Below are 1,305 nucleotides of genomic sequence, written 5' to 3'. Positions count from 1 at the left end.
TCGCTCCCGCAGCTCAGCGGGGTACTTCCTCGGTGCCGGCATGACTCCAACCCTTCCAGGGTCCAGAGCCTCCAAGATCCCCGGGGCGGTTCAGTCAGGGCGCGCTGGTGGCGGGCTGCGGTAGCGCGCCGCAGGCGCTGCGTCCCAACAGGGCGTCTGACAGCACCGCCCGCGCCCCAGGGCCACACCACAGCCGTCAGTCGCCTGCGCATGGGAGCGAGGCGAGCTGCGAGGGCGACCAACGACCCAGCCGGCAACCTTGTACCCATGGTCCAAAGAGCACGCCACTTTTATTGCGGGTGGTTGAAGGAGATGGCGCAGACGAGGTAGCTGCGTGGTCCTATGTCCCAGCGCCAAGGGGGGCTGACCGCGATGCGTGAAGCGTGGAGGGGGGCTTGGGCTAGGCGTTGTGCGATGGCCCAGGGGTTGCATCCGGTGAAGAAGTTCCCTAGTCGTATGAGGTTCATGAGGAGTTGTGGGAGTTCGTGGTGTGAGGTCGTGCGTAGCTGGGGGTATGTGTCTGAGGAGACCAGGTCGTTGATCAGGAGTCCCCGGCCGCCGGGGCGCAGCAGATTCAGCATGGTCTCAAGGTGTGTGTCGCGTACTCGCAGGAGGCCATCGGGTGCGCGGCCTTCGGCGACGGCGCCCGCGATGAGCTGCGACAATATCGCGGCGGACATGACGACGTCCGCTGGACCGAGTCCAGGCGGGCGGGCTTGGTCCAGCGAGGTCACATCGACCCCGCCGTGCGCGTGCAGTGAGCTTACGGAATTCATGCGCTGACGTCGCCGGGCGCCGTCCAGGGCGGCGGCGTCGATGTCGACCAGGTGTACTTCGCGGAAGAGGGCGGTGACCGTGGCCAGGTCAAGGTCGTTGCAGTTTCCCGCTCCCAGAACGGTCAGACGTCCGGGCAAGTCGGGAGCGTGGGCGGTCAGACACTCCATGACGTGTCGGCGGTGGGTGCCGTAGCCGGCCCACAGCCCGGCCGAAGCCCGGTTCAGGCTCTCCTGGAACCCCATCCAAGGCGAAGAGCGGCCGCGCGCGGCCGCCACCGAAGATTCACCCATCACAGCGAACTCTCCCTCGTATACGGCTACCCCATCGGCCCGCACCCAGACCGCGGGGACAGCGCTGCGCAGGACTCTGCCGATAAAGAGAGAAAAGAAAGCCACCGATGACGGCGCTCGGGGCGGTGCATCGGGGCGGCTTTCAGGGCTGATTCAAAGTCCAGATGATCATGTTGGGTTGCTGGTCAGGCCAGGTCGGGGAGGTCCAGTGGGTGTGTGAAGGGGGCGTAGGAGGTTT

Annotated in this window: 1 protein-coding gene; it reads right to left on the bottom strand. The window is 66.2% G+C overall.

From position 1 onward, the window contains the following. Nucleotides 1-290: 290 nt before the first annotated feature. Nucleotides 291-1,067 carry a hypothetical protein gene (locus ABZX75_RS34390; RefSeq protein WP_355418181.1) on the bottom strand — a complete coding sequence of 259 codons (777 nt, stop codon included), beginning with the start codon at nt 1,065-1,067 and terminating at the stop codon, nt 291-293. Nucleotides 1,068-1,305 lie beyond the last annotated feature (238 nt).

This window comes from Streptomyces sp. NPDC003038 (genome assembly GCF_040611115.1).
Classification (GTDB): domain Bacteria; phylum Actinomycetota; class Actinomycetes; order Streptomycetales; family Streptomycetaceae; genus Streptomyces.
This window is presented reverse-complemented; position numbering and strand designations above follow the sequence as displayed.

Excerpts from the sequence above, each read along its gene's own strand:
- ABZX75_RS34390 (WP_355418181.1), bottom strand. The coding sequence starts at position 1,067 with ATGGGTGAATCTTCGGTGGCGGCCGCGCGCGGCCGCTCTTCGCCTTGG.